Annotated in this window: 16 protein-coding genes; 11 read left to right on the forward strand and 5 right to left on the reverse strand. The window is 40.1% G+C overall.

The window, feature by feature from the left end; all coding sequences use genetic code 11:
- Window positions 1–42: 42 nt before the first annotated feature.
- The gene (locus JOC83_RS15390; RefSeq protein ID WP_205188273.1) at window positions 43–1,611 is read right to left on the reverse strand and encodes a sodium/solute symporter; all 1,569 of its coding nucleotides are present in this window, start codon (window positions 1,609–1,611) and stop codon (window positions 43–45) included.
- Entirely contained in the window at window positions 1,611–1,976 is a 366-nt protein-coding gene (locus JOC83_RS15395; protein WP_205188274.1) for a hypothetical protein, read from the reverse strand. Before JOC83_RS15395 ends, JOC83_RS15390 begins: the two co-directional genes overlap by 1 nt.
- 250 nt (window positions 1,977–2,226) lie before the next feature.
- Here JOC83_RS15395 and JOC83_RS15400 point away from each other — a divergent pair, with 250 nt between their 5' ends.
- The 8 genes from JOC83_RS15400 (at window position 2,227) to JOC83_RS15435 (ending at window position 14,671) form a co-directional block, all read left to right on the forward strand.
- Window positions 2,227–3,474: a helix-turn-helix transcriptional regulator gene (locus JOC83_RS15400; protein WP_205188275.1), complete on the forward strand. Its 1,248-nt coding sequence runs from the start codon at window positions 2,227–2,229 to the stop codon at window positions 3,472–3,474.
- A gap of 523 nt (window positions 3,475–3,997) precedes the next feature.
- Window positions 3,998–6,751 carry a GTPase domain-containing protein gene (locus JOC83_RS15405; RefSeq protein ID WP_205188276.1) on the forward strand — a complete coding sequence of 918 codons (2,754 nt, stop codon included), beginning with the start codon at window positions 3,998–4,000 and terminating at the stop codon, window positions 6,749–6,751.
- Between the two features lie 263 nt (window positions 6,752–7,014).
- Window positions 7,015–7,773 carry a threonine/serine exporter family protein gene (locus JOC83_RS15410; RefSeq protein ID WP_205188277.1) on the forward strand — a complete coding sequence of 253 codons (759 nt, stop codon included), beginning with the start codon at window positions 7,015–7,017 and terminating at the stop codon, window positions 7,771–7,773.
- Window positions 7,774–7,784: 11 nt separating this feature from the next.
- Window positions 7,785–8,213, forward strand: a complete 429-nt coding sequence (locus JOC83_RS15415; protein ID WP_205188278.1) for a threonine/serine exporter family protein — start codon at window positions 7,785–7,787, stop codon at window positions 8,211–8,213.
- A 59-nt stretch (window positions 8,214–8,272) separates the two neighbouring features.
- Window positions 8,273–10,384 (forward strand): PAS domain-containing sensor histidine kinase, encoded by a 2,112-nt coding sequence (locus JOC83_RS15420; protein WP_205188279.1) that lies wholly within the window; start codon window positions 8,273–8,275, stop codon window positions 10,382–10,384.
- A gap of 171 nt (window positions 10,385–10,555) precedes the next feature.
- Window positions 10,556–12,292, forward strand: coding sequence for an ABC transporter ATP-binding protein (locus JOC83_RS15425; RefSeq protein ID WP_205188280.1), 1,737 nt, complete (start codon window positions 10,556–10,558; stop codon window positions 12,290–12,292).
- A complete protein-coding gene (locus JOC83_RS15430; RefSeq protein WP_205188281.1) occupies window positions 12,273–14,105 on the forward strand; it encodes an ABC transporter ATP-binding protein in 1,833 nt (610 codons plus the stop codon). Before JOC83_RS15425 ends, JOC83_RS15430 begins: the two co-directional genes overlap by 20 nt.
- An 83-nt stretch (window positions 14,106–14,188) precedes the next feature.
- Window positions 14,189–14,671: a DinB family protein gene (locus JOC83_RS15435; RefSeq protein ID WP_205188282.1), complete on the forward strand. Its 483-nt coding sequence runs from the start codon at window positions 14,189–14,191 to the stop codon at window positions 14,669–14,671.
- Window positions 14,672–14,998: 327 nt separating this feature from the next.
- On the opposite strand, the gene JOC83_RS15440 is transcribed toward JOC83_RS15435, so the two are convergent.
- From JOC83_RS15440 to JOC83_RS15450, 3 genes are all read right to left on the reverse strand, one after another.
- Complete coding sequence (locus tag JOC83_RS15440) at window positions 14,999–16,135, reverse strand: glycerate kinase (RefSeq protein ID WP_205188283.1); 1,137 nt, start codon at window positions 16,133–16,135, stop codon at window positions 14,999–15,001.
- 24 nt (window positions 16,136–16,159) lie between these two features.
- A complete protein-coding gene (locus tag JOC83_RS15445; RefSeq protein WP_205188284.1) occupies window positions 16,160–17,419 on the reverse strand; it encodes a GntP family permease in 1,260 nt (419 codons plus the stop codon).
- A gap of 114 nt (window positions 17,420–17,533) precedes the next feature.
- Window positions 17,534–18,673, reverse strand: a complete 1,140-nt coding sequence (locus JOC83_RS15450) for a sugar diacid recognition domain-containing protein (RefSeq protein WP_205188285.1) — start codon at window positions 18,671–18,673, stop codon at window positions 17,534–17,536.
- 102 nt (window positions 18,674–18,775) lie between these two features.
- Between JOC83_RS15450 and JOC83_RS15455 the strand changes: the two genes are divergently transcribed.
- The 3 genes from JOC83_RS15455 to JOC83_RS15465 all read left to right on the forward strand — a co-directional run bounded on the left by JOC83_RS15455 (window position 18,776) and on the right by JOC83_RS15465 (window position 19,948).
- Window positions 18,776–19,303: a type 1 glutamine amidotransferase domain-containing protein gene (locus tag JOC83_RS15455; protein ID WP_205188286.1), complete on the forward strand. Its 528-nt coding sequence runs from the start codon at window positions 18,776–18,778 to the stop codon at window positions 19,301–19,303.
- A gap of 145 nt (window positions 19,304–19,448) precedes the next feature.
- The gene (locus JOC83_RS15460) at window positions 19,449–19,676 is read left to right on the forward strand and encodes a hypothetical protein (RefSeq protein ID WP_205188287.1); all 228 of its coding nucleotides are present in this window, start codon (window positions 19,449–19,451) and stop codon (window positions 19,674–19,676) included.
- 59 nt (window positions 19,677–19,735) lie between these two features.
- The gene (locus JOC83_RS15465; protein WP_205188288.1) at window positions 19,736–19,948 is read left to right on the forward strand and encodes a hypothetical protein; all 213 of its coding nucleotides are present in this window, start codon (window positions 19,736–19,738) and stop codon (window positions 19,946–19,948) included.
- Window positions 19,949–20,002 lie beyond the last annotated feature (54 nt).

The following is a 20,002-nucleotide window of genomic DNA, read 5'->3' on the forward strand; positions in this document are numbered from 1 at the left end:
CGCCTTGCTACCTACAAGGTAGCAAGGCGATTAGTTGTGTTATTATGCCACTTCAGATTCTTTCGAGTGAACCTTTTTCATAAATTCGTTTACATCAGCCGGCACTCGACGGTCAAGCTTCGATACGATGTAAACAGATAAGAAGCCAATTGGAACAGTGATTAAGCCAGGTACCTTGAACTGTAAAAAGTCAGGTAATGTGTTAGGTAAGAAAATCATGTACATGGAGCTAAGTAGACCAATCACTAATCCGGCAATTGCTCCTTTTTCTGTCATTCCTCTCCACCAAATACCTAAGATGAAGATAGGGGTAAAGGTACTTGCAGCTACGGTAAAGGCAAGTGCCACTAAGTGACCGATAGAAGCTTCTTTTACCATAAGTCCAAGTATTCCATATAAAACCCCTAGAATGATAATGGAGACTTTACCAGCGACAACACGCTCTTTTTCTGTAATGTTTTTACGTAAGAAAGTTGCGTATAAATCATGTGCTAATGCACCTGAGCTTGCGATGAATAACCCTGAAAGGTTTGAAAATACTGCTGCGAAAGCACCTGCGATAACAAGGCCCAGTAACCATTCGCCACCTAAAGCTTGTGCAGTAGAAGGAACCACCATGTTATTACCGCCTGCTACTAAATCTTTCATAACCGCACCTTCTGCTGATCCGCTTAAGAAGATAGAACGGCCAACGACTCCAAGGTAAACCGCGAATAAAAAGAAAACGCTTGCAATTCCAATCGCCATAAGAGCGGATTTACGAGCTGCCTTTGCACTCGGATTTGTGTAGAAACGAAGAAGAATGTGTGGAAGACCAATGGTTCCTAATGAAAGACCGATTGTCATTGAAATTGTCTGCCAGAATGAAGGGAAGTAGTTTCCAGTTCCTGTCCATGTTTCACCATCAAATGCAACATCTTTTCCATCAGCTGCATATTGACCAGTACCAGTAATAACACCCTTAAATTCGTTAATGGAAGCTAAAATTTCTTGGTAGTGTAAGCCTCCGTAGATTGCTGCTCCTACCATTAGTAAGAATGCGCCAAGGCGAATCCATAATTCAAGTGCTTGGTTAAGGGTTGTCCCTTTCATCCCACCAACACCTACATAAAAAATCATGACTGAACACGTAAAGATAATACCAAACTCATAGCTTGTGCCAAAGAACATACTTAAAATTTGCGCAGCCCCTAAAAGCTGTGGTGCTGCATAGAAGCCTGAAATGGCTAATACAACCGCAACGGCTGCTAGACGAGCACGTTTACTATGGAAGCGATAAGCGAGGAAGTCTGCTACCGTATAGGCACCAAATCGACGAAGTGGTCCTGCTACGAAGATGGCAAGTAACGTTAACCCAATTGAGAAGCAGAACGCATAATAAGCGCCATCATATCCAAGTTGATACGTTAAACCCGCAATACCTAAGAAAGTAGCAGCACTTAAATAATCGCCACCAATTGCAGAACCATTTGTGAACCAACCGAAGCTACGACCACCAACGAAGTAGTCAGAAGCTGTTGTGTTTCGCTTTGTTAAATACGTAATGTAAACGATCGTTCCCATCAATAAAATCGTTAGTAGCATTTTGGGTTCGAGTAAGGATGCCATCATTAGTTAACGCTCCTTTCTTGTGGAGGTGAAGAAAGCTTTGTTTCACTTTGGTATTTTTGTAAGCGCTTTTCATAAAGTGAAGTGTGAATAAAGGCAATCACAAAAGACATTGCCATAGCAATGATACTAGTGAAGAACCAAGTGTATGTCATGCCACCCCACATATCTGAAAACATAAAATCACTAGCAAACCAGTTTAAGATAGGAATAGTCAAAATAAAGACATAATAGAAGACGGTTAATTTAAAACCTGTACGAAATTCACTTTTCATGATTTCACTTGTTTCTAAATCGAGTGGTTCAAGGTCACGAACGTCGATTGTACCCGCCTCGACGTAGTCATACTCTTTGTATTCAGCAGCCATTCATTTTCCCCCTTTATATCCCTTTAAGCGTAGCCGTGTCTCATAAATCCTCCTTTCTTACGGCTTAGCTATACTATAGAATTGATTGTACGTTATAATAGGAATAGATACCTTACAGAAAATTATCAGAAACTTATAAATATTTAACCTATTCTTAAAATATCTCTTAAGTAGAGATGATATGGAGATGGAAATCTCTCGTTTGAGAGGATTAAAGAGAGTTTGAAGGTCAAGTAAGGGGGGATCGACTATGTATGGTGTGAATGTAAAAGTAGAGCATCAAGGGGAATACAATCAGTTAGTCGATTGGATGCTAACAGAGTATCGCGAGTTATGTGTGTTACGAGAGAGAGAAAGTGGGAAGCAAGTACATATTATTATTGTAGAAGTGTGCAAGTTATTTGATTGGGTGAAAGTGTATCGACTACGTAAGAAGTATAAAGAGTGTAAGATTATTACATTGCTAGATTCATCTTTGTTAGCAACAGCGCCTTTAGCTGTTGAGTGCAAGCTAGACTATTTAGGGGTAAAGCCTATTAAAAAGAGCTTGTTTCTTCGTCATGTAAAAAGAGCAATTGGAGAATTGGCTGATCAACAAACGGCTCTGTTAAACTATGATGAAATTTATGAGCAATTCCGTCCGAATCAAGATTCAAATCACCATACGCTACCATTTCAAGAAGCTTTTCTTCGACGTTTATTAAGAGGAGATGTTACCATCGAGGAAGAGTTAATTCAAGCCCGGTCATTTTTACCAGGTGAAGCTGTTCCAAACTTAGTGTGCTTCGTTCAAGGCTTTGTTCGCTTTCCAGAGCGGAAAGAAGTAGAAGGGTGGCAGGCTCCTGTAGTGATTCAAGATCTTTTTAGAAAGCGCTTCAATGATTATCGGATACATGTTTCCTTTTTGTCTTATCGCAAGCACATTCTTTTGCTTTTACAAGTGCCTGACGGATGCATATCGTTAAAGCATTGGAACGAGGGAGAACAAGCCATTTTAGGTGTAGTAGATGAATTAGCGGAAGTGTACGGTATTTATTTATATATTGGAATAGGGTCCGTTTATCGAGAGCCACTTTCCTTACATCATTCGTATCGAGAAGCTCGTAAAGCAAGACGTACACCGCCATATAAGCGAGTTAATTTTCGGTATTATGAAGAAATCCCAAAAGATACGCAAATTCAAACGTGTATTGATTATATTTCTGAGCACTGCACAGAAGATTTAGCGATTAAGCAAGTGGCCGATCACATCAGTTTAAGCGTTCCGTATTTTAGTCGCTTGTTTAAACGAGAGATAGGTCTGAATTTTGTGGAGTATGTGACGTTTGTTCGTCTTCAACGAGCTGTCTGGCTGTTGCGTCATACTGATTATACGATTGAGAGGATTGCAGAAGAACTAGGGTTTAATACCCCTAATTACTTTAGTGGTACGTTTAAGAAATACGTAGGGCTCTCACCGAGAGAATATCGTGCCACAGAAGAGATTCTATTTGTCTAAAAAGCTACCTCAAATGAAGGATGATGGCTTCATTTGAGGTAGCTCTTATCGTTTTTTAGTGTAATAAGGGAAAAGATAAGGAGATGGTTGTTCCGTTTCCAGGACTAGATTGAACCTAAATGCTTCCATGGTGCAGTTGAATGATGGATTTAGCAATGTTCATTCCAAGGCTCGAACGAAGAAATCAACGATGGTAAATAAATCAAATCCAACCATATCTTCTTAATGACACCCGCTCTACATCATTTGTAAACGAATGATGTAGAGCGGTTTTTTGTTATAACAGGAGGTTATTGGCAGTGAATTGAAACGCAAATGAAATTTTTTGGCGGCCTATTTCTGTTAAAATAATAGTAGAAAATGAAGGATTTGGACCCACTTATCCTGGGAATGGATTAAGAGGATGGACTCATTCGTTTTGCACATCACCTGTTATATGATGTAGCTTGACTTAGCAATCAGGTAAAATTGGCGGTTACCTTTTAACTACCGAGAATTTTTACATAGATAACGGAGGGCACTTATGATAGAAAAACAACCTTTAATTAGAAAGTCATATTATGAAGAATTTGTAGGAGATACAGATGCACGTCACCCTATTCGTGTGCTAGGGGATGTGTATGCACAAGAGCGAGAGAAGGAAATGTATGATTTATCACCTATTCGCTTTGCACAAGGGGAAGTCTATTTTCATCATCGAGATTATGAGGCAGCTATCTTTAAATGGGAGAACATTGAAGGCGAGTTATATGAATGGGCAAGAAAAAACATAGCGGATGCTTATTATGAGATGGGGATTTTGTCTGTTGCAGAAGAGATTTATACGTCTATTGATGCAGAATGCGAAACGTTGACGTCTGAAGTAGCGCTGCAATTATTCTCACTTTACCTAGAAGAGCATCAATTTGATTTCGCTCACAAGGTCATTAAAGAAGCTGTTTCATTTAATCCTGATTATCCAAATGTAACAGAGTTAGCTCGCACCTTCTATGAAGAGCAACAAGACTGGGAGCACGCGCTTGATTTAGCGGTAAATGAATCGATTCGTACGCAATCCAGAGAGTGGTTTGTAGTGCTCAATCGTTATGTAGATGAAGGCTATACACAGCATGCAGCACCGGATTACTTTGAACAAGTCTTACTGGCAATCTATGAAGCAAGTCAAGAAGACTTCGAAAGGCTAGTGGTTTCTCTATGGAATAAATACCGCAATCATGAATTATACATGGAGTGGATTGGAACGGTTAATGCTGTGTTCTTAAACCTTAACCTAGACCAAGGAGATAGCTGGAAAGAGGTTCCTTATTTATTTGAGGAAACGTACTGTGGGCTTATTGAAGGTAAGTATTTTATTAAAGAATTACATGATTTAGTCCCACATTTACTAACAAATTGGTTACGAACAACAAAGAAATCAGAGTCTCTATTTGCGTCTGCAGCAGTATTAGCATGGACAGAGTTGTATCCTTCTTCCATAGCTGACCCGGTTGTAAGTGATGCAGGGAGCTATATTTTTTACTCGCAAAATAACATCGATGGGTTGGATTACTGTCTAGATTTATTTGAGTCGATTATTAACTGGACAAAGCGTAATGGCTTAGAGGTTGATTATAAGTCAATGTGGTGGGTAGATAAGCTGATGGATGTGAAGACTAGCCACATTTTAGTAGCGGGCTCAACGGGCACTGGCAAGTCATCATTTATCAATTCCATTTTAGATGAAGACCGATTAGGAGATGTTGTGTGTCCAGTTGTTGTATCGGATGCGGATGCTTTAGATATTCGTAAAGTAAGCAAGCTTGAAGCGAAATCTTTAGTGGATTTAGCTGAATTAGAAGATACGGGGGCAATGAGTCGTCAAATTGATCGAAATGAGCCGTTTGTTGAACTAAATCTCCCTTGCGATTTCTTAGCAAAAACAAATTGTTCGTTTATTGATACACCAGGGTTTAATGGAAAAGGAGAAGTATCGAATTACTTGCCAATCGGGGATGGTTTATTATTTGTACTTGATGCAAACGAACCGTTCACTGATAAAGAGCGAGATATTCTACTTGAGATGAAAGAACGATACAAAGATATGCCTCTTCATTTTATCCTCAATAAAATGGATGTGTATCGCCATGAAGTAGAGGCTGTGCGTATGTTAGAGGATACACAAGAGCGTGTAAATGAATATTTCCCAAGTGCAAAAGTCTTCCCTTATTCATCCATCTATTCATTGAAGGAACAGCTTCAAGAGTTAACAGAGTTCGTTCAATCAGGTTTCAATACGAGTACGCCGCATTCCAAACAAGAATGTGCGATGAAAATTCTGTTCTTTATTCGTAAAACTCTTACAGCGCTGCTAGAAAAGCGTGTAGAGATGGAGAATTATTTAGTAGATTCAATTAAATGGAACGACGAGATGTTAATTAGGCTAAACGGCTTTATTAACAGCTTTACTGATTTAGAAAAAGAAAAAGTAGCATCGATTGTACAGTCATATCGCAAGGTGAAGGAGAGTCTGAAGGTAGAGCTAACAAAAGATATTCCAGATCTTTTACGTGAATGTTCAAGCTTGATTACAGAGGATAGTGACTATAGTCAGCTTCATGTCGTGTTAAATGATAAGATGAACGAGAAAATTCATGAGTACCTGCAAGAGCAAGTTTTACCTGTCTTTTCGAATCAAATGACTGAGTGGATTCATTATTCAAATGAAGAGTTAGAACAAGGTCAAACTTATTTAGAAGAAATGGCAGAAACGTTTAACGATTTATATGAAGAAACAAGAATGAGATTACACTGTGACTTTAAAGTATTAGATGACTGGCGCCGTGATGTGAATCGTATGACAACGAGAATTCAAATGGATCAAGAAAACATCATGCTTCGCTTTAAGCCAACACAATTTATTTTAAAAAGTGCAGGTAAATTGTTTGGGGCTATTCCACAAAATAAATCGCTCCTACACAATAACTACAAGAAGTATATTGAAAATGAAACATATGAAGATGTGACGGCATCCATTATCCATAAGTTCTTCCTGCAATTTGATTTGTTTGAGAAGTCATTGGAGATTGATATTGATGTTTTCTTTAAGGAACCGTTTAGTAAGCTAAGAGAGTTAGTCGTAGAGACGGAAAATGAGATTGCTCAAAATCAACAGCAACTGGATGAAATGAGATCGAACCCAGAGGCTTATTATGATCCGTTAACATTATTTGAATTACGAGCACGTCAGTACGAGTTAATGGCAAAAGCGCACGAAGATACTCATACGGCAAGAATGTAATAAAAAGAAGCACACCCAATAGAAAATTACCTTTTCTACTGGGTGTGCTTCTACTTGTTTTGATCTATATTTATCGGATTTGATGTAGAAAAATGTCTTTTTCTGTCCAAAAAATACCTTCAAGTAGTGACATCTATCTTTTATTGTTGGTATGATGTCAGATAGAGTATCCGAATATGATTGGTAATTAAGGAAATAATGGACAATATTCGTTTTGTGAAACGTTAAAAGAATAAGAAAGAGCTTTAATGGAGAGATGATGAATGCCTACAAATTCAAATCAAACATATGAAATTATTGAAGTGTGCTTGCTAGCGGGTAAGATTATGCTAGAAAGTGGAGCTGAAACAGGTCGAGTAGAAGACACGATGACAAGAATTGCTGCTTCTTTCGGAATTGAAGATGCCCATAGCTATGTTACGCCTACAGGTATCATCTTTTCGGCTGATGGTATGGCTCCAGCAAAGCTTATTCGAATTTCAGAGCGTACAACGGATTTGAGAAAAGTGACGCTAGTGAATAGCATTTCACGAAATATTAGCGGTGGACAAGTATCATTGGACGAGGCCTATACGGCACTAAAGAATATTGAAAAACGTAATTTGATGTATCCTATTTGGGTACAAATTGCAGCGGCTTCCATATCAAGTGGATGCTTTCTAATTATGTTCCAAGGGGTATGGCAGGACTTTGTTCCAGCCATGATCGCAGGAGGCCTCGGTTTTTCATGTCTTTTATACTTTCATTACCTTGTACAGATTAAATTCTTCGCTGAGTTTTCAGCTTCATTTATTATTGGATTTATCTCATTTTTGTTTATACAGATGGGCATTGGGCATGAATTGGATAAAATTATTATTGGTTCTGTTATGCCACTAGTCCCTGGTCTTCTCATTACAAATGCTGTGAGAGACCTAATGTCCGGCCATTTAGTATCGGGTATATCAAAAGGAGCAGACGCCTTCTTAACGGCCTCTGCCATCGGATCAGGCATTGCAGTTGTACTTTCATTCTTAAATTGAAAGGAGTATCTATGATAGTTGAACAACTAGTGACGAGTTTTATTGCATCCGCTGCGTTTGGGGTCATTTTTAATGCGCCTAAACAATCATTACTAAAGTGTGGATTAGTTGGGATGGGTGGATGGCTTATCTATACACTGTTTGTCTATTTCAACTTTGATAGCGTGATTGCTACATTAATTGCTTCCATTTTTGTGGCGATTGTGAGTCAAATGTTTGCGAAAATTTATAGAACACCTATCATTATCTTTAATGTTGCGGGTATCATTCCTTTAGTACCAGGTGGTCTTGCTTATGATGCCATGAGGAATTTTGTGGAGAATGATTACAACCAAGCTGTTCAACTCGCTGCGAAAGCGTTAATGATATCAGGATCCATCGCGATGGGATTAGTATTTTCAGAAGTAATTAATCAAATTATTCGAAGGTCAAAATTATAGTCTGCATGAATAAAGGAGCCTGGAGAGGTAGACGATAGGACAGGTTAAGGTGAATAAGTATGAAATGGTTTAAATCAAGCATCTTTTGGCGAATTTATCTCATTAATGTCGTCATTATTGTAATTCTTCTTGCATTGATGTTCGTAGTGTCTCGTGTCATACTACCGGACATTTCACAAGATCAATTTCATGAAATAACCGATGAAACGGTACTACGATTGAAAAAGCAAATCTCTTTTGTCGTAGAAGATATACAGGGTCTCTCTACATATGTTCAATCAAGTGACGCGTTTATCATAGATGATCCGACGTTGTGGAAAAAAGAGTTGGAGAAAATCGCTACCATATCTCCCTATATTGATAGTGGAACGATTGTGGATAATCAAGGTTATATTAGAGGCTTTTATCCAAGTGATTTACGAGATATGAAAGATTACAATCTGAGTGATCGAGGGTATGTTCAAAAAGCCCTGGCAACTAAAAAGCCGTATTTAAGTGATGTGATTTCTGCAGATACAGGTCGCTATATTCTTGTTTTATCTGTTCCTATTATAGATGATGAAGGCGTGGTTCAAAAGCTTGTTAACCTTTCACTTCGAATTGAACAAAACTCTAACTTTCAATCAATCTTTCAATCTTTTAACATTGGTAGCGATGGTTATACATTTATTGTTGATCGTCAAGGAAGAGTCATTTCTCATCCTGTTCAGAGGCGTATTGGTGATGACGTAACGGCGAGTGAGGTCGTTCGAAAGCTCGTAAATAAAGAATCGGGCTATTTAAAAACAAAAAACATTGAAAATATCCCAATGCTTGCATCCTATGAACATATTCCAGTGCTCGATTGGGGTGTAGTTGCTCAAGTTCCTGTTAAGGCAGTTTATGAGCCATATGAGACGTTTCAGAAGTCGTTATGGACTTTGTCCTTTATTACCTTCATTTTGCTTTCCTTTTTAACCGCTGTATATGCAAGGCAAACTTTACGACCAATTCGGCAGCTGTACGTCGCTGTGGACCGAGTGGCGAAAGGTGATTTGTATCAAACGGTTGAGCAGGTGGATAAAACAGAAATTGGCATTCTCTCAAGCCGCTTTAACGAGATGGTTCATTATGTTCGAGAATCTAAAATCGGCTTGCAATTAAAAGAAGAACAATTGAATGAGCAAAAAGAATTTTTGCGAAAAGTCATGGATATTAATCCTAGCTACATTTATGCTGTTGATCCAGATCACCGTTTTACACTTGTGAATGAATCATTTGCTAGATTACTAGGTGTAAGGGTAGAAGAGCTAATTGGGAAGCAAGTAGAGGAAGTAGCATTTTCCATTGACCATGATGAATGTACGGCCCAAGAAGGGTATTGTGAACACGAAGCACAGTTTAAAGATAAAGATGGAAACATTCGTTGGATTGAGACAACCGAAGTTCCTTTTTACTCTGTTCAATATGGAGCAAATCAAACATTGTTTGTTTCAACAGATATTACAGACCGAAAGCAAGCAGAAGAGCTATTGCGTAAATCTGAGAAGCTAGCGGTAGTCGGAGAGTTAGCTGCAGGTGTCGCTCATGAAATACGCAACCCTTTAACATCGATTAAAGGCTTCATTCATTTACTAAAAGAAGAAAGTGATGAGCGTAAACATTACTTTGATATTATGGAATCTGAGCTAGAACGGATTAACCTCATTGTGGACGAATTTTTAGTGTTAGGAAAGCCGCAGGTGATGAATTTTCGCCAAAAGGATGTATCCACGCTGTTAAAAGATGTGATGACGTTGTTAGATACGCAAGCGATCTTGAATAACGTGTCGCTGGTGTCTACATTTGAACCTGATTTGCCGCTTATTCGCTGTGATGAAAATCAATTAAAGCAAGTGTTTATTAATATTTTAAAGAACGCAATTGAAGCAATGGGAACCGGTGGAGATATTCACATTCATGCAAAGAAAACAGAAAATGGTGTTGTCATTCAATTTGTTGACCAAGGGACAGGTATTTCACCAGAGCGCTTAACAAGGCTAGGGGAACCTTTCTATAGTACAAAAGAAAAAGGAACAGGATTAGGCCTGATGGTCAGCTTTAAAATTATTGAATCTCATCATGGAGAGATAAACATTAAAAGTGAATTGAATAAAGGAACAACGGTCGAGTTGTTTTTTCCAAAAGCTTAAATGAAGAGGAGTGCGATTACCGAACGGTAATCGCACTTTTTTGCGATAAAATTCAAATTATTTAAAAAATAATCTAAAAAGCGCTATGATAGAAATAAGTGTAAATTCTATAAGTGGAGGTTCATTGAATCGTCCACACCATTCATATACAAAGTTGGAGGAAGGGGTTAAATGAGTATCTTTTCGTTTTTGAAGCCTTATCGTCTTCCGATGGCGGTCGCGCTTTTATTTATGTTAACAGAGCTTATCGTAGAGCTTGTTCACCCCCTCTTAATGGCGAAGGTCATTGATGAAGGGATTATGCAAAATGATTTGGTGATGGTTATAAAATGGGGGAGCATCATGATTGGAATGTCGCTCCTGGCGTTTGTATCGGGTATTTTAAATTCTTTTTATGCCTCTCACGTAAGTCAAAGCTACGGCTACGATGTTCGAAGAGGGTTGTTTTCAAAAATTCAATCGTTCTCCTTTTCAAATTTGAGTCAGTTTCCGACGTCTTCTTTAATCACAAGAATGACAAATGATGTCACGCAAACTCAAAATACAATTTTTATGAGTTTGCGGATTATGCTACGTGCGCCTTTGTTAGTCATTGGTGGTGTGCTAATGGCTTTTCTCGTAAATGCAAAATTAGCACTTGTGTTAATGACGGTGATACCGATACTGTTGATTTTTTTAATGTGGATGATGAAAAAAGGAAGGGTGCTCTTTCAAGCTGTTCAGCAAAAGTTAGATGGTGTAAACAGTGTGATGAAAGAAAACCTATCAGGAATGCGTATCGTAAAAGCCTTCTTACGGCACGATTATGAAATGAATCGTTTTACAAAAGCTAATGAACAATTAAGGGGGCAAACGGTTAGAGTATTAAAGGTAATGGAAGTCACCTTACCGATTTTATTGTTTGTTATGAACATGAGTATGTTAGTTGTGCTGTGGATAGGAAGCTTTGAAGTGAGAAGTGGCAATGCTCAAGTGGGTGAGATTGTTGCCATTATCAACTATGCATTTCGAATTACTTCTGCCTTCTCTATCTTCTCCTTTATTATTATGGCTTTTTCCCGAGCGAGAGCCTCTGCTAGTCGCATACAGGAAGTACTTGAAACAGAGGTTGATCTAACTGACAATATGAACGATGAATCATTCGTTGTTCAAGGTGGTCAAATTGTGTTTGAGGATGTCTCGTTTCACTATCCAGGTACAGATCAATCAGTTTTACAAAACATCTCGTTTACTGCTGAACAAGGAGAAACTGTGGCCATCTTAGGTGCAACAGGATCTGGTAAATCTTCATTATTTCAACTCATTCCACGATTATATGATGCGACGAGTGGAGCCGTGTTTATTGATGGAAGGAATGTAGCGGATGTAAGAGCGCAAGACCTGCGAAAAAGCATTGGCTTTGTTCCTCAAGAAGCGCTTTTATTTACAGGAACTATTAAGGAGAATTTAGCATGGGGAAAAGAGGATGCTACAGATGATGACATGGTGCAGGCTGCGAAGGATGCACAAATTCATGAAACAATTCAAAAGTTGCCTCGGAAATATGAAACAAAAATTGGACAGCGGGGGGTAAACCTTTCAGGTGGTCAAAAACAACGTCTGTCCATTGCGCGAGCATTAATCCGCAAGCCATCCATTCTTTTATTAGATGATAGCACGAGCGCGTTAGATTTAAAAACAGAGGCGAAGCTTTTAAAGGCGTTAAAAACATATACGTGTACGACGCTTATTATTACGCAAAAAGTAAGTACGGCAAGGGAAGCCAATCGGATTTTACTTTTAGAAGATGGAAAGCTTGTTAACCAAGGTACACATGAAGAGTTAGTAGAGACATCAACGCTTTACCAAAAAATCGTTCAATCTCAATTTGGTAAGGAGGGGCTAAAGCATGCGCAAAGAGCTAAGTAGACCTTTTCGATATAGAAAAGAAGTGGTGAGTGACTTATTACGTTCGAGTGAGGCTTCTTCAGCCAATAAAAAGGTAAAAGCGAAAAATGGGCTACATACGCTAAAGAGGATCTGGGCTTATCTATCGTTAAATCAAAACAAGCTACTACTGGTGCTGATTGCGGTTGTTGTTAGTTCAGGTCTAGGACTTTTAGGACCATTCTTAATTGGGCGAGCTATCGATCAGTACATTGTGACACAAAGCAGTGAAGGATTAGGGAGGCTGCTGCTTGTGTTAGTCGGCATTTACTTCGTTTATTCTCTTTCTTTATTTGCACAAAATAGCTGGATGATTCAAATCGCCCAGCAAACCGTGTATAAAATGCGAACGCAATTGTTTCACCATCTTCATGAATTGCCGATTTCATTTTTTGATAAGCGTCAGCATGGTGAAATCATGAGTCGTGTGACAAATGATATTGAAAATGTAAGTTCGACGTTAAATAGCTCGGTCATTCAAATCTTCTCGAGTGTGTTGACGCTCGTCGGTACGGTATCCGTGATGGTATGGTTAAGTCCACTTCTAACAATGGTCACACTCATCATTGTGCCAGTGATGGTGTTTGGAATGAAATGGATTACGAGACGAACAGGGAAGTTGTTTAAGGAACAACAGCGGAACTTAGGAGAGTTAAATGGGTTTATTGAAGAAACCCTATCAGGTCAGCAAATCGTCAAAACCTTTTCACAAGAACAGAAAGTCATGGCGGAGTTAATGGTGAAAAATGAGCGATTAAAAGAAGCGGGATTTTGGGCACAAACGTATTCAGGCTTTATCCCTAAGCTCATGAACGTGTTAAATAACTTAAGCTTTGCGATTATCGCAGGCGTTGGTGGGATTCTAGCGTTACGCAACATGGTTTCCATCGGAGTCATTGTTATTTTTGCTGAGTATGCAAGGCAGTTTACGCGGCCGCTCAATGATCTCGCCAATCAATTTAATACGTTGCTTTCAGCGATTGCAGGGGCCGAGCGTGTATTCGATGTACTGGATGAAAAAGAGGAAGTGACAGATGAAAAAGAAGCGGTAGAGATAGATTCTGTCAAAGGAGAGGTTGTATTCTCACATGTATCTTTCTCATATGATGACGATGAAGCCACCATTCGTGATGTTAGCTTCCGGGCTTCGACAGGTCAAACGGTCGCGCTCGTTGGGCCCACTGGTGCTGGTAAAACAACCATCATTAACTTGCTGTCACGCTTTTATGACCCAAGTGATGGAGAAATACAAATAGATGGGTATGAGACAAAAAGCGTGAAGCGATCAAGCCTTCGCCGGCATATGGGATTTGTGTTGCAAGAGCCGTTTTTGTTTCAAGGTACCATTCGAGAAAACATTCGATATGGAAGACTAGACGCAACAGATGAGGAAGTAGAGACGGCCGCTCGAATGGCCAATGCGCATTCGTTTATTACAAAGCTGCCAAAAGGATATGACATGGTATTAAAGCAAGATGGCAGCGGCATTAGTCAAGGGCAAAAGCAGTTGCTTTCCATTGCGCGAGCGATTCTTGCTGACCCGTCCATTCTCATTTTAGATGAAGCAACAAGCAGCATTGATACCGTAACAGAAGTACATATTCAAGAGGCGTTACAACGGTTGATGAATGGAAGAACAAGCTTTGTGATTGCACATCGTTTGAATACGGTTCAACAAGCGGATCAAATTGTGGTGCTAGTCGATGGAGAAGTGAATGAAAAGGGTTCACATGACGAGCTATTAAAAAAGAATGGCTTTTATGCAGAGCTTTATCATAGCCAGCTAACTGGCTGACATAAGCTAATGAATAAGGATTCACAAAAGGTAGACAAACGATACGTTCTAAATCAAGGATAGCGATAAGGGGAGAGGGCAAGGTGGAACATAATGTACAAGTACGAAATGAATTGTTAGAAAGTGTGAGTGAACTTTCAAATGAGCAGTTAAATCAAAAGGTAGAGGAAGGCTCTTGGACCATTATGCAGGTACTAGAGCATTTATATTTAATGGAAAAGGTGCTTGTTCAAATGATGAGAAAGGCGTTAGTAAAAGGGCCAGAACAGCCCACGGATGAAAAGCCCATTCACTTAACTCCTGACCGCTCTCGCAAAGTAGTAGCACCGGATTATGTTACACCATCAGATGCATATATGACGCTTGAAGAGATAAAACAGAAGCTTCATGAATCACGTGAAGGATTACATGCGTTTGTCGCTCAGCATAAGGAGGAGGAGCTAAAGAAAAAATCGTTCCCTCATCCTGTGTTTGGCTTACTTCACTTAAAGCAATGGTCAGAATTTATTGGCTACCATGAAAAGCGTCATTTAAAACAAATTGAAGAGTTAAAGGTGAAGCTATAAAAAAAGCGAGGCAGATTAGTCTGCCTCGCTTTTGTCATATAAGTAACTTGCCTGTGTGATCGCAAGCGTAAATGTAAAATTTATAATATATGAAAAATAAATTGCCGCGGTTCTTTTTTCCACCTGGTCGTTTTTACTAACCTAAACGACGTAAGCCCTACCTCTCTTACATCCTTACGACTCCGAAGCCGATCCAGTGTGAATAAGTTTTTCATGATAAAAACATTAGTAGAATGCCAGTCATTCTTACTCTTGCATTTTACGTTCTGTCAAGTTACTTCTTTGGCGAAGTGAGATATATAAATATATCATGATAAAAAATGAAAGTCAAATACTTTTCAAAGAAAAAAGAGAAGCGATGTTGCGAGCTGTCAAAGATATATATGTTTTAGCGTTTGCGAGCGCTTCTGGCAATGGCATTGCACCTGGTACCACACTAAACACGGCATCGATGCCATGTTGACGAACAACATCACTATCCGTTGAAATAGACCCTGCAATTCCAATAACCGGAATATGGTGAGCTTTCGCTGCTTTGGCGACCCCAATCGGTGTTTTGCCAAAAATCGTTTGGCTATCGATGCGACCTTCACCTGTAATAACGAGTGATGCTCCTTGCACGTGTTCATGAAAAGAAGTAGCTTCTAAGACAATATCGATGCCTCGCTTTAAGTGAGCAGAAAGAAACGTCACTAACCCAAAGCCGAGACCACCGGCAGCTCCAGCTCCTGGTAAATCTCGCGTGGATTTTTGTATTGTATGTTCAGCAAGGTTGGCAAAGTGAGTTAAGCTTGCGTCAAGTATTGTGATCATCTCTTGGGTTGCCCCTTTTTGAGGGCCGAAGATGGCAGAAGCTCCTCGTGCCCCTGTTAATGGGTTCTCGACGTCACAGGCGACGTCAATACGAACCGTTTGAAGACGCGCATCCATTGAAGCTACATCCACTTGATGTAGCTTTTCTAACTCACCACCGCCAAAACCGATTGGGTTGCCATTCTTATCAAGTAGCTTGCCGCCCAGTGCTTGAATCATGCCTGCTCCACCGTCGTTTGTCGCACTACCGCCAATACCGACGATGATGTGTGTAACACCGTAATCAAGAGCCGCTTTTATGAGTTCACCCGTGCCCCATGTTGTGGTTAGAAGGGGGTTGCGTTCTTGAGGTGAAACAAGATGAAGGCCTGACGCGGCCGCCATCTCAATAACGGCCGTCTTGCCATCGCCTAGTACACCAAAGAAGGCAGTAACCTTATTGCCAAGTGGTCCGGTGACGTTTTGTTCAATGATGCGCCCATTTGTCGCATCTACGAGAGATTGAACGGTTCCTTCGCCGCCGTCTGCCATTGGAATTTTGACATACTGAGCTTGAGGCAATACTTCTTTAAATCCTGCTTCAATTGCGTTTGCCACTTCTAATGCAGTGAGGCTTTCTTTATATGAGTCTGGTGCAATCACAATTTTCATCTGTTATCCCTCCTGTTACACAAATCATTTAAATACACCAAATAGTAACGTTGACACAATGGCAATTGTAAGACCAACTAACGATTCAAATGGCATAATTTTTAAACGTTCTTTAATGCCCATATTGACACTTCCCGCCGTTGCGTGAAAGAAGCTTCCGTGTGGCAAGTGATCGAGTACGGTTGCACCCGAATGAATCATGGCCGCTCCAGCTAATGCAGGAATTCCAAGCTCTAGGATAACCGATGAGAATACGCTGCTTGCAACAACTGTTCCTGCCGTCGTCGATGCGGTTGCCGCCGACATTAATATTCCTGAAATGGGTGCCAATAAGTAAGGGGGAAGTCCAGATTGAGTTAATCCATTAATAATCACGTCTTTTAAAGTAGAGTTTGCTACAATTCCGGCTAACGTTCCTGTACCTAAAAGCATGATGGCCACACCAGACATTTTATTTAATCCAAACGTTGCATATTCGTTGATTTGCTTTCCTCGCTTCATCACAAGAGCTCCCACAATTCCTCCGACTGGAAGAGCAACCATCGGATCAATGGCAATTCCAAGTGTTGGGCGTAACGCTAATAATATAATCGTTACAAGGGGTGCAATAATGGCGGGTAAAAAGAGTGGATGCGTCTCGGTTGATTCATTTTTTACATCGGATGCTTCCACGTGTGAACCTTTGTTGATTAATTTTTTGGCGATGATATAGGTGACGACTAAGCCACATAACCCAGGAATGATTCCGGCGGCCATTAAAGATGTAAGCGGAACATTAAAAGCATCAGCGGCTGCGATGGTATTTGGGTTAGGAGACATGACGTTTCCTGCTTTCCCTCCACCAATCATCGCAATTAAAATCGCTGTTTTTGATAGTTTTGCACGCTGCGCAATCGCTAATGCAATCGGCGCGACAGTAATAACGGCCACGTCTATGAACACACCGACAGCGGTTAAAATCATCGTTGCCACCGCAAGGGCGAGTAAGGCTCTTGTTTCACCCATCTTTCGCACAATTGTTTCGGCAATCGTTGAGGCAGCTCCTGATTGAATGAGCACACCCGCTAATACCCCAGCGGCCAAAATACGAAGAACGGCCGGGATAATTCCTTTTGTGCCTTCGATCATCAGTGTAACCGTTTCGGTTAAATTCACGCCTCCAATTAAGCCGCCTGCTAACGCACCGACAATCATTCCGTATGCAGGTGGAACACGTTTTAAAATAAGGACAATCGCAATAATAAGAGCACTAATAGCGCCTAACGCACTTACTTGAATATCCATTTTGTCTACCTCCTCTATTCATTTGTTACACCTATTGTAAGCGCTTTAATTTAAGTGTTCATTAGCTAAATAAACATAAAAAAGCCTTGATTGATTGTGCATATGCACAATCAATCAAGGCTGAATGCGATAAAGAAGCATGGAGATATACAATTCAAATAGCTCTTTTGTATGTTTAGGGTCTTTGCCTGTTAGCTTCTTTATTTTATCTAAGCGATAGCGAAGAGTGTTGCGATGAATAAAGAGGGAATCAGCCACTCTGTTCAGCTCCCCGTTTTGTTCAATAAAGGAAGTTAACGTTTCTTGCAATTCTCCATTTTCGTCTTGAGCAACAAGAAGAGAAAAGAAAGACTGCAGCTCGCTTTTACTAGGCAACTGTGATAAAAGGACAGGAAGTGACATATCAAAATAGTCATAGAGTGATTTCTCAGGGAATAAAGCGCATCCTGTCTGAAGCGTTTGTTTTGCTCGTTGAAAAGACTCCGAGACAACGGCGCTATCGTGACCCATTGCTATTTTATAAGTGATGTCCTTGTGTTGATTTAACATCGTCTGCAGGTGTGTGAGCTCAGTAAGAGTGAAGGAGCGATTCCAGCTCTGTTCTTTTAGATGAATGCGCTTTAAAAGAACCAGTGTCGGAAATGAAAAATCTGATAACAAATCTGCTTCTGTTAAAACCGACTGAAGGCTTGCGACAATCGATTTTCTTAGCTTGTGATGGTCTTGATTTGTCTCTTTTATCGTTAACTGAATGATGACGGCTACACGTCTGATGGATAAGTCAATGCCAATCATGTTCGCACGATCTACGATAGCAGAGTGAGGAACGCTAGCGTTATTAAGCAGTTCATTCATGACCTCTTCTTTTACGCGCTCCTTCCATTGCATGGATTCTAATAAAAAGGCTTGCTGCAACAGCATTTCGGCTGTCATTTTAACGAGTTTGCCGTAGTTTTTCACCTCGGCAGGAATGCCTGTAATTCCAACTACTCCGACCATTTTATCTTGAAACAGAATGGGAAGGTTAATGCCTGGCTTGACTCCCTTTAATTTCTTCGCTTGTTTGTGATGAATAATAAGCGTTTCTTGCTTTTGGATAACGAGCATCGCGCCATCGTGAATATGATCTACGCGGTCGTGTTCACCTGATCCAATGATGACACCGTGCTCATTCATGACATTAATGTTATAAGGGATAATGTCCATCGTCCTTGTCACAATCTCTTGCGCCAGCTCTTTTGTGATCCATTCCACCTGCATTTCACCTCTTTTCTTCTCATTCTAACAGACAAGGTGAGTGTGTGGCGCAACATAGAATGCAGGGAGAGATGTTATACTATACGTGGAGGTGTTCGTATGCGATTAAAAGATAAAAAAGTCATTGCGCTTGTGAGTGCAGACTTTGAAGATTTAGAGCTTTGGTATCCAGTTTTACGTTTAAGAGAAGAAGGAGCAACGGTTCATTTAGTGGGTGAACATGCAAATGAAACGTACCTTGGTAAATACGGTGTGCCAGCAGAATCGGATTTGTCATTTAAAGATGTGAACCCAGCTGATTACGACGGTATTCTTGTACCAGGTGGCTGGGCACCAGATAAGCTAAGAAGGTATCCAGAAGTGTTAGACATGGTGCGCTACATGGACGAGCATCAAAAGCCAATCGGCCAAATTTGCCACGCTGGATGGGTGTTAATTTCAGCACGTATTTTAGAAGGGCGAAAAGTGACAAGTACGCCAGGTATCAAAGACGATATGGAGAACGCAGGGGCAACATGGTACGACGAGCCAGTCGTTGTAGACGGCCATATTATCTCAAGCCGCCGCCCGCCAGACTTACCTCCGTATGGAAAAGCATTTGCGGATGCGTTGGCAGAACAAGAATGAGAGAAAGGGTAGCACATCATGGTGTGCTACCCTTTTTTTGTGTCCATCATCATTTAAGAGACGAACTCATAGAAAAAGAGAGTTTCAGAGATAGATACTGATGGTAGAATAAGGTTAGAAAAAGTTCATGTTTCAAGGAGCTATTATGGAGATAAAAAAGAAAGCAACTAAAGCATTACGAATGGGTTTGATGGTGTATGCCATTATTATGAGCGCAGCGATAACTATATTATTAGCAGTCATGATGTTTGTTTTTTCTCAAGACGAGATAAATTCAGTGAAAAGTGCTCTTGTAGGCGCAGGTGGCTTTTTCTACGGCACCTCTCTTATCTCTTTATTTGTTCGTGCAAAGTTTACAAGGAAGGTAGAGTAGGATTACGTACACCTGAATGTCAAAAAGTTTAGATCACATAAAAGAAATGAGGGGTTTCGTTGGCTAGCCAAAATACAAAGCGCTTTATGCGTCCCGCTTTGTTAATTATTCCAATCTTTTTTGCGGTTTGTGCAACGATTTCGACAACAACGGTCTTTATCGTTGAAGGGGCGAAGGGGAATTTACCATCACTTTGGGTGTTTGTGATCATTGTGATTCCATTTTATTTATTTGTATGGATTGGCTTGCGACTTCGAAAAAAGTTGAAATAATATAGTGATTGTTTCATAAAAGAGCCAGTGAGAAACTAGCTCTTTTGTTGTAAA

The organism is Priestia iocasae (genome assembly GCF_016909075.1).
Classification (GTDB): Bacteria; Bacillota; Bacilli; order Bacillales; family Bacillaceae_H; genus Priestia; species Priestia iocasae.

Excerpts from the sequence above, each read along its gene's own strand:
- JOC83_RS15390 (WP_205188273.1), bottom strand. The coding sequence starts at position 1,611 with ATGATGGCATCCTTACTCGAACCCAAAATGCTACTAACGATTTTATTG.
- JOC83_RS15395 (WP_205188274.1), bottom strand. The coding sequence starts at position 1,976 with ATGGCTGCTGAATACAAAGAGTATGACTACGTCGAGGCGGGTACAATC.
- JOC83_RS15400 (WP_205188275.1), top strand. The coding sequence starts at position 2,227 with ATGTATGGTGTGAATGTAAAAGTAGAGCATCAAGGGGAATACAATCAG.
- JOC83_RS15405 (WP_205188276.1), top strand. The coding sequence starts at position 3,998 with ATGATAGAAAAACAACCTTTAATTAGAAAGTCATATTATGAAGAATTT.
- JOC83_RS15410 (WP_205188277.1), top strand. The coding sequence starts at position 7,015 with ATGCCTACAAATTCAAATCAAACATATGAAATTATTGAAGTGTGCTTG.
- JOC83_RS15415 (WP_205188278.1), top strand. The coding sequence starts at position 7,785 with ATGATAGTTGAACAACTAGTGACGAGTTTTATTGCATCCGCTGCGTTT.
- JOC83_RS15420 (WP_205188279.1), top strand. The coding sequence starts at position 8,273 with ATGAAATGGTTTAAATCAAGCATCTTTTGGCGAATTTATCTCATTAAT.
- JOC83_RS15425 (WP_205188280.1), top strand. The coding sequence starts at position 10,556 with ATGAGTATCTTTTCGTTTTTGAAGCCTTATCGTCTTCCGATGGCGGTC.
- JOC83_RS15430 (WP_205188281.1), top strand. The coding sequence starts at position 12,273 with ATGCGCAAAGAGCTAAGTAGACCTTTTCGATATAGAAAAGAAGTGGTG.
- JOC83_RS15440 (WP_205188283.1), bottom strand. The coding sequence starts at position 16,135 with ATGAAAATTGTGATTGCACCAGACTCATATAAAGAAAGCCTCACTGCA.
- JOC83_RS15445 (WP_205188284.1), bottom strand. The coding sequence starts at position 17,419 with ATGGATATTCAAGTAAGTGCGTTAGGCGCTATTAGTGCTCTTATTATT.
- JOC83_RS15455 (WP_205188286.1), top strand. The coding sequence starts at position 18,776 with ATGCGATTAAAAGATAAAAAAGTCATTGCGCTTGTGAGTGCAGACTTT.
- JOC83_RS15460 (WP_205188287.1), top strand. The coding sequence starts at position 19,449 with ATGGAGATAAAAAAGAAAGCAACTAAAGCATTACGAATGGGTTTGATG.